The sequence below is a fragment of the Legionellales bacterium genome (assembly GCA_026125385.1).
Taxonomy (GTDB): Bacteria; Pseudomonadota; Gammaproteobacteria; order JAHCLG01; family JAHCLG01; genus JAHCLG01.
Genome location: JAHCLG010000019.1, coordinates 36,569 through 43,879, shown reverse-complemented (window position 1 = coordinate 43,879; position 7,311 = coordinate 36,569). Strand labels below are relative to the sequence as shown.

The 7,311-nt window shown below is 40.9% G+C and carries 7 protein-coding genes; 1 reads left to right on the top strand and 6 read right to left on the bottom strand.

What is annotated here, in order from left to right:
* Nucleotides 1-13: 13 nt before the first annotated feature.
* Both KIT27_08300 and KIT27_08295 read right to left on the bottom strand, forming a co-directional pair.
* A complete protein-coding gene (locus KIT27_08300; protein MCW5589645.1) occupies nt 14-1,840 on the bottom strand; it encodes a TolC family outer membrane protein in 1,827 nt (608 codons plus the stop codon).
* A 15-nt stretch (nt 1,841-1,855) separates the two neighbouring features.
* Nucleotides 1,856-2,509: a protein-L-isoaspartate O-methyltransferase gene (locus tag KIT27_08295; protein MCW5589644.1), complete on the bottom strand. Its 654-nt coding sequence runs from the start codon at nt 2,507-2,509 to the stop codon at nt 1,856-1,858.
* 140 nt (nt 2,510-2,649) lie between these two features.
* On the opposite strand from KIT27_08295, the gene KIT27_08290 reads away from it, so the two are divergent.
* Nucleotides 2,650-3,237 carry an NUDIX domain-containing protein gene (locus tag KIT27_08290; GenBank protein ID MCW5589643.1) on the top strand — a complete coding sequence of 196 codons (588 nt, stop codon included), beginning with the start codon at nt 2,650-2,652 and terminating at the stop codon, nt 3,235-3,237.
* 88 nt (nt 3,238-3,325) lie between these two features.
* Here the strand turns inward: KIT27_08290 and KIT27_08285 are convergent, their stop codons facing one another.
* From KIT27_08285 to KIT27_08270, 4 genes are read right to left on the bottom strand one after another with little or no spacing between them, the layout of a single operon-like run.
* Nucleotides 3,326-4,069 carry a ZIP family metal transporter gene (locus KIT27_08285; GenBank protein MCW5589642.1) on the bottom strand — a complete coding sequence of 248 codons (744 nt, stop codon included), beginning with the start codon at nt 4,067-4,069 and terminating at the stop codon, nt 3,326-3,328.
* 15 nt (nt 4,070-4,084) lie between these two features.
* Nucleotides 4,085-4,636, bottom strand: coding sequence for a 16S rRNA (guanine(966)-N(2))-methyltransferase RsmD (rsmD, locus tag KIT27_08280; GenBank protein MCW5589641.1), 552 nt, complete (start codon nt 4,634-4,636; stop codon nt 4,085-4,087).
* Nucleotides 4,623-5,942: an insulinase family protein gene (locus KIT27_08275; protein ID MCW5589640.1), complete on the bottom strand. Its 1,320-nt coding sequence runs from the start codon at nt 5,940-5,942 to the stop codon at nt 4,623-4,625. The genes rsmD and KIT27_08275 overlap by 14 nt, the downstream gene beginning before the upstream one ends.
* Nucleotides 5,932-7,284 (bottom strand): insulinase family protein, encoded by a 1,353-nt coding sequence (locus KIT27_08270; GenBank protein MCW5589639.1) that lies wholly within the window; start codon nt 7,282-7,284, stop codon nt 5,932-5,934. Before KIT27_08270 ends, KIT27_08275 begins: the two co-directional genes overlap by 11 nt.
* Nucleotides 7,285-7,311 lie beyond the last annotated feature (27 nt).

Below are 7,311 nucleotides of genomic sequence, written 5' to 3'. Positions count from 1 at the left end.
CCTACCTGATATCTTACGAGCGAATATTTTTTACCCATGGATTTAATTTTTGTAATGCGTTCGGGAGTTGGGTAATGGCGGCTTGGGCTTCTTTAGGATTAATATATGTTCCCATCACCACTTCATACCAAGTGCGAGCACCTCGTTGAGCTTTATAATAAGAGGCTTGATTTTGCAGTTGATAATGCTCAATAAAATCTTGCGCTTCTTTTTGGGTTTGCGCAGCTAAAAGTTGAATGGTGTATTTTGGTGCTTGGGTTGTCTGTTGTACGGGAATGATTTTTGAAGGAGTAATTTTTGCGGGAGCAGTATTGGCACTTGATCCTTGTGTAGCTTTATTTTCCGGCGCAGCAGGTGGCGTTGCAGTGTTAGCTTTAGGTTTTTGTTCTGGCGTCTGTGGTTGCACAGATTCCTTTTTTTCGGGAACTACGGAATGCTTTTCCAACTCTTCCTCGGGAACTTTTAATGAATGTGAATTCGTGAGTTGGTGATAATCGCGTTGCGGCGCATCCACACGAATTTCTTTATCGTTTAACCAAGAATTGATCGTCGCTAAATCGTCTTCGTTTAAAATTCCCGTTAATTCTTTTAGTGCCAAGGTATTATTAATATAGTTATATTGATCTTGAGCGTATTGTTGTTGCGCTTGAGTTAATTCTTGTTGGTCGTTTAATACATCCACAATCGTGCGCGTTCCCACTTTAAAAGCAGCTTGTGTACCTTCAAGTGACGCGCCACGCGAAATAATCGCTTGGCGATCGGCGCGGATTTGGCTAATGCCTGAAATAATGCTGTTATAGGTTTGACGCAAATTGGTGGTAACATCGCGTCGTGTTTTTTCCAATGAGGTTTCGGCTTCTACATATTGCGCATTGGCTTGACGTGTTTGTGATGTTACTAAGCCGCCACTGAACACGGGAATATTTAATTGCAAGCTTGCTGTGGTTGTACGACCACCGCCACCGCCAGCAAAACTGGTAATATTATCGTTGTCGCTATACGTATACGTGCCCACCGCGGCAAGGCTGGGTAAATGTCCACCGAAAGCGGCTTTAATATTATTTCTTGCTGAAAGTGCTAAATAATGGGCGGCTAAGATTTGGTAACTGTGTCGTTCGGCATTGCTAACCCAGCTATCGCGATCATCGGGAATGGGGGTTACTAGAGGAATATGACGTTTTAATCCAGATAACTGTGTATAGAGAACGCCAGTGATGGCGCGCAGGGCTTCGCGAGAGTTACGCAAATCGTTGCGAGCTTTAATTTCTGTCGCAATGATATCGTCGTAGGAAGCGCGAGAATCATAGACGGCGGTAATCGCATCTAAACCGACGCGAAAACGTTGTTGAGTTTGTTCTAACTGTTGCGCGATAAAGCGTTTTTCTGCCAAGGTGAAACGCAAATTATCTTGGGCTAAAAGCACGCTAAAATAAGCTTGAGCCACACGAGTCATTAAGTTTTGTTTAGCAGCTAATAAATCGGCGTAAGCGGCGCGTACGGAATATTGCGCAGAGGCTAAGCGTGCCCAGTTAGTAAAATTAAAAATCGGTTGATTTAAGTTGAGTTGATAGCCATGAGTATTGAATTTTTGTGCGTAGACAGTGGGTGTTTCAATACGCGGCTTCGTGCGATTATAGGTGGTATTTAATACAACGTTGGATTGCAACAACAAAGCAGCTAAGGCTTGCGGCACTTGTTCGCTTTGATCTTTGAAACTCGCCAAAGCATTTTGATAAACCGGATCGCTTTGCAATGCTTGTTGATAAACTTGCATTAAATTTTCAGCTGATACCGAATAGGTGCTGAACATTACCAAACATGCCAGTAAATATTTTTTCATTGGCCTTGCATCCCTTTAGAAAACAAAACGTTGAGGTTCAAGCGCATTCAACAAACGTGGGGTGACGGTTTCATAAAGACTTTCCCGTTGCCATTCTTGTTTACTGATGCGAGTTAATAAAGTAGCGTTCATCGCAACGCCATCACCTAAAATACAAAAAATACGGCCACCAATTTTTAAACTTTCTTGAAAACGTGGTGGTAATTTTAATAAAGAGCCAGTAATGGCAATCACATCGAAGGATGCAGGATAATTCAATCCGTGGCTCGCATCGGCAGTGATCAATTCTACATTATTTAAATGCAACTGATGTAACTTGTGTTGCGCATCTTGAGTAAATTCTTTGAAAATATCGACACTAACTACCTTCATGGCTAAACGGGCGAACAAGGCTGTGCAAAAACCCGAGCCAGTACCAATTTCTAGAATATGATCGCTTTGCTTAATCGCTAATTCTTGCAGCATGCGCGCTTCTTCTTTAGGAGTGAACATGGCTTGGCCATGACCTAAATCAATTTGCGTATCGGTAAACGCTAAATGACGTTGAGACACCGGCACAAACAGTTCGCGGGGAGTTTGATAAAATAAATCAAGAATTTTTTCATCAAAAACATTCCAAGTATTAATTTGGTTTTTAATCATATTATCACGAGCGTGTTCGATATCCATGGTAACCCTATTTTGAAAACCCTAATCACTAAAAATCGCTATTGTACCCGAATTGGGGGTGAAACGTCAGCAGAAACTTGAGTCTCAGCGCAACTACGCATAGTATCATAGTTTTGGCGATTTGAAATTGGGGAAATACTATGCACCGTGACGATGTCGAAGTGATTGAGAAAACGTATTGCCATCAAAAATTTTATCAGTTAGCACGCTATCAATTGCGCCATCGCTTATTCAATGGCGAAATGGGGGCAACCATTACTCGTGAAGTACTTGAGCATGGTGGAGCAGTGGCCGTACTATTATTCGATAAGGTGCAGCGCCAAGTCGTATTGGTTGAACAATTTCGCATTGGTGCTTATGCCGATGGCGCCGAGAATCCGTGGTTACTCGAAATTGTCGCTGGCATGATTGAGCCCGATGAAACCCCATCCACCGTGGCCATCCGTGAAACTTTAGAAGAAACCCATTTGCCCATCCAATCCCTCCAGCCGATATTATCGTACTGGCCATCACCAGGTTGTACGTCTGAATGCATCCATTTATTTTTAGGAATAATCGATGCCACTCGCGTGGCTGCTTATGCTGGCAACACGCATGAAGTTGAAGATATTAAAATTCACGTAATCCCACTGCAAGAAGCGTTTGCTAAATTAGACAATAATGAATTTAAAAACTCTCCTGCGATTATTGCCTTACAATGGTTACGTTTACATAGTGAGCGGTTGTGAATAATTTTATTGAGACGCCAAATAAATAATAAAAGCGCTACAATAATTATTCCTGGTAAAGATGTAACAATTTTTCATGGGTGATTAATTAAGTCCATACAGCAATCAGTGCCATCAGCATGAATCCAAAAATGGTTAAACTAAATTGTTTTAGGTTACAACAACGAGAAATCATTGTGGCACGCTCTAAGCCGTGTAAAGTCCCTAAATAAATAAAAGTTCCGGCGGAAATGGCGTTGACGATCGGGCTTAAGGCGCTTAGATAAGAATGTGAATGAGAAATTACTTGACCAATCAGAATGCCTAATGGTGTCATCAATGAAAAAAATAAAAATAAATAATTACATGATCGCGATGAAAATTGGCTCTTACTAATTTGTACGGCAAGTGAAAAACTTTCTGCCCATTTGTGACCAAGAATTGCGATTAAAATTAAAATAAACATGGAGGTGTCGAGGGCTAAGCCTAAGGCAGCGCCTAAAAATAAGGCGTGAAAGCACAATAATCCTGTGGCGAGCAGAGCAAAATGATTGCTGTTTGAACCTAAGTGTTCATAATATTCTTGGCCTAAATGTTCTAGCCATAACAAAAATAAAAACGTGATACCACTAATTAAAAATGCCCAGGGGTAGTGCGCGCCTAACTGAGTAAAATCACTTTGCGCATCACTTAGCATATGAATTAAACCGGCACCTAAAAATACGCCGGCTGCGAAAGCTTCTGCAAATGGTAATTCTGGGTGATGGTTATCGCGTTTTTTTCGATACAGCGGATACCAACCGGCGATTAATGTAATCGAAAAAATAATTAATGCTGCTAAAAAAAATAACATAATACCATCACTCACTTATTTCAATGTTAATAACTTATAATACACTTGTCCCGATTTTTTCGCACGGTATTCAATAAAATCATCTAACTGGATGTCGATTGAGGACTCGAGGTAAAGCATACCAGAGGTGTCAAGTAGATCTTCTTTAAGGATCCAAGCGAGCACTTGCATTAGTAGTGGGCTGGCAAAAGGAGGATCGAGAAAAATAATATCAAAGGGCTTATTTAAATGTAAGGATCCATTTGGCAATTGCGCATGAAAGAATTGACTGTGTTCAGCGCCTAATTGTTGGGCGACTTGTTGCAAATATCGGATGGTCTGAATATTGCTGTCAATAAACGTTACCTGTTTTGCACCCCGTGATAATGCTTCAAAACCCAGCGCGCCACTTCCGGCAAATGCATCTAAACAATTAGCATCGACAATAGTAGATTGCAACCAATTAAACACAGTTTCACGAATGCGATCGCTGGTAGGGCGAATGGCTTTATCTGCAGGAAAATTCAATTTTCTGCCACGCCATTTGCCACCAATAATTCTGACTTGTTGATTATTATGTTGGGTCATTCACCTTGCCCACTAATACGGTGAGCATGCGCTCGGGATAAATGTGGTGTTGAAATGCATGAATAATATCCTCGCGAGAAATCGCTTTTATTTTATCGCAATAAGTATCCAAATAATTTAACGGTAAATGATAAAAACCCATACCCGCGATAGCATCTGCAATAGCACGATTACTGTCTAAGCGTAGAGGAAATCCACCCACGATACTATTTTTTGCAGTCGTTAATTCACTTGTGGAAATTCCAGATTGAATAAATTCCGCTAACGTTTTGCGTGTAATATTCAATGCAGGCTTCGTTTGTGAGTGCTGGGTTTGCAGAGCAATGGCAAACGTGCCATTATCCAATAACGGATTAAAATAACTATATATGGTATATACATAACCATGTTTTTCGCGGACATTTTCAAATAAGCGCGACGTTAATGGATTACCACCTAAAATAAAATTACCAACCATTAATGGAAAATAACTCGGATCGCTGCGTTTAATAGCGATTTGACCCATGATAATTTGGGTTTGCTTCGAAGGAAATGAGTAAGTTTTTTCTTCACTCTGTGCCAGACTTGCTACTTTTGGTAAATCACCGGCCGCTTTTCCTGGTGGTAGTTGGCCTACTATTTCATCGACAATGGCATGTGCTTTTGCAAGATCAATATCACCCACTAAGGCCACGGTGACATTATTGCCCACAAAATAATGTTGATAAAACGCTTTGATATTAGTTAATTTCAACGCTTTTATACTTGCCATAGTACCCAATACCGGATGACCATAGGGGTGATTACCGTATAATTTTGCAAAAAATAAATCATTGGCAACGGCATTAGGATTTTGTTGTTGAGCATTGATAGCAGAAATGGTATTGCGTTGTAGGCGTAAAAACGCATTTTGGGGAAATGTTGGATGATTAATGATTTTTGCAAACAAACTTAAGGTGGGGCTAAGTAAATCCGTTTGAGTTAAGCTGCGCAAACTTAAAATCGACATGTCGCGCGACACGTCGCTAGAAAAAATAGCGCCATGCCTATCAAAACCGTTAGCGATTTCATCGGCAGATAAGTCGCTTGCTCCTTGATTTAATAAATTATTAGTTAATGAGGCAATTCCTGGAAATTTGTCATCGCGCGCCGATCCGGCATTAAACACCACTCGAATATCCAATATTGGAATTTGTTTCGCTTGCACAAAATAAACCTGTGCTCCGTTTTTAGTTGTCCAATGCTGGATATCTAATACTTTATTGGCAAAACTCGTTAAAGAAAAAAGAACGCAGCTTAAAAGAATAAAACTTTTTTTAACGAACATGAGCAGCTCCTTCGACAGCGGGAATAAGCGATGATTTAGGTGATGAATTTAATGGCAATGGATGCAATATCGCTGTAGTTTCACGAGTACTGATTAAATATTTTTTAGCAACCGCTTGAATTTGCTGCGGTGTGACCGCTTGAATATTTTTTACATAATCATCTCCCAGTTGGTAAGATAATCCCACTGCTTCCAGCGCGCCAATTTGCATGGCTTGCCCCATAATCGAATCTTTATCAAAGGTTTTTTGTGCAATGACTTGCGCTTTCACTCGATCTAATTCTGCCTGAGAAACTTGCTGAGTTTGTAATTGCTTAATTTGATCCAATAAGGCGTTTTTTACGTCGGGGATGGTGTGTCCTTCGGCGGGTGTGCCTTCTAGAATAAATAAATTGGGAAATAAACTAAAGGGTGAATACGCAGCGCCCGCATCGCTAGCCACTTGATTTTTGCGCACTAACATTGTTTGTAAGCGTGCGCTATCACCACCGTCTAAAATGCCAGTTAACACATCCAAGGCATAAGGCTCCCAAGTGGTTTTGGCATTTTTTACTACAGGCACATTAAATCCAAGGATGACCCAAGGTAATTTTGCTGGTGCTTCGACATTAACCGTGCGTGAACCTAAATTTGGTGGAGTGACCACGGGTTTTAATGTTGGAACTTGAATGGGTTTTAGAGAAGAATAATATTTTTTGGCGAGAGCAAAAACATCATCGGGTTTTACATTCCCCACTACTACAATGATGGCATTATTAGGTCCGTAATAAGCGTGATACCAATCACGTAGATTTTCCACGGTCAAATTATCCAAATCGTTTTGCCAACCTACCACAGGATTGTGATAAGGATTATCTAAATAGGCTGCGGCATAGAAGCGCTCGAGGGTGAGCGCTTGTGGATTATCGTCCGTGCGCATGTAGCGTTCTTCTTTAACGACTTGAATTTCTTTGACAAATTCATTCGCCGCCAGGGTTAAATGTTGCATGCGATCGGCTTCAATTTCAAAGCTAAAGGGTAATTGATCGGCGCTTAATTCCTGAAAATAAGCCGTGTAATCCTGAGCAGTAAATGCATTTTCTTGTCCACCTTTTTCAGCAATCATTCGTGATACGACGCCTGGACCATATTTTTGAGTGCCTTTAAACATCATGTGTTCAAGAGCATGCGAAATTCCAGTGAGGCCACGATATTCATAGGCGCCACCGACTTTATACCAAACCATCGCAACGACGACTGGAGCGCGAGTGTCTTGCTTGACAAAAATTTGTAACCCGTTTTTTAATTGGTAATGCTTAACAGCATGATCGGCAATGGCTAGATTTAGCAAGAATAAACCCATGAATAAACACAGAGAGCGACAAAAACG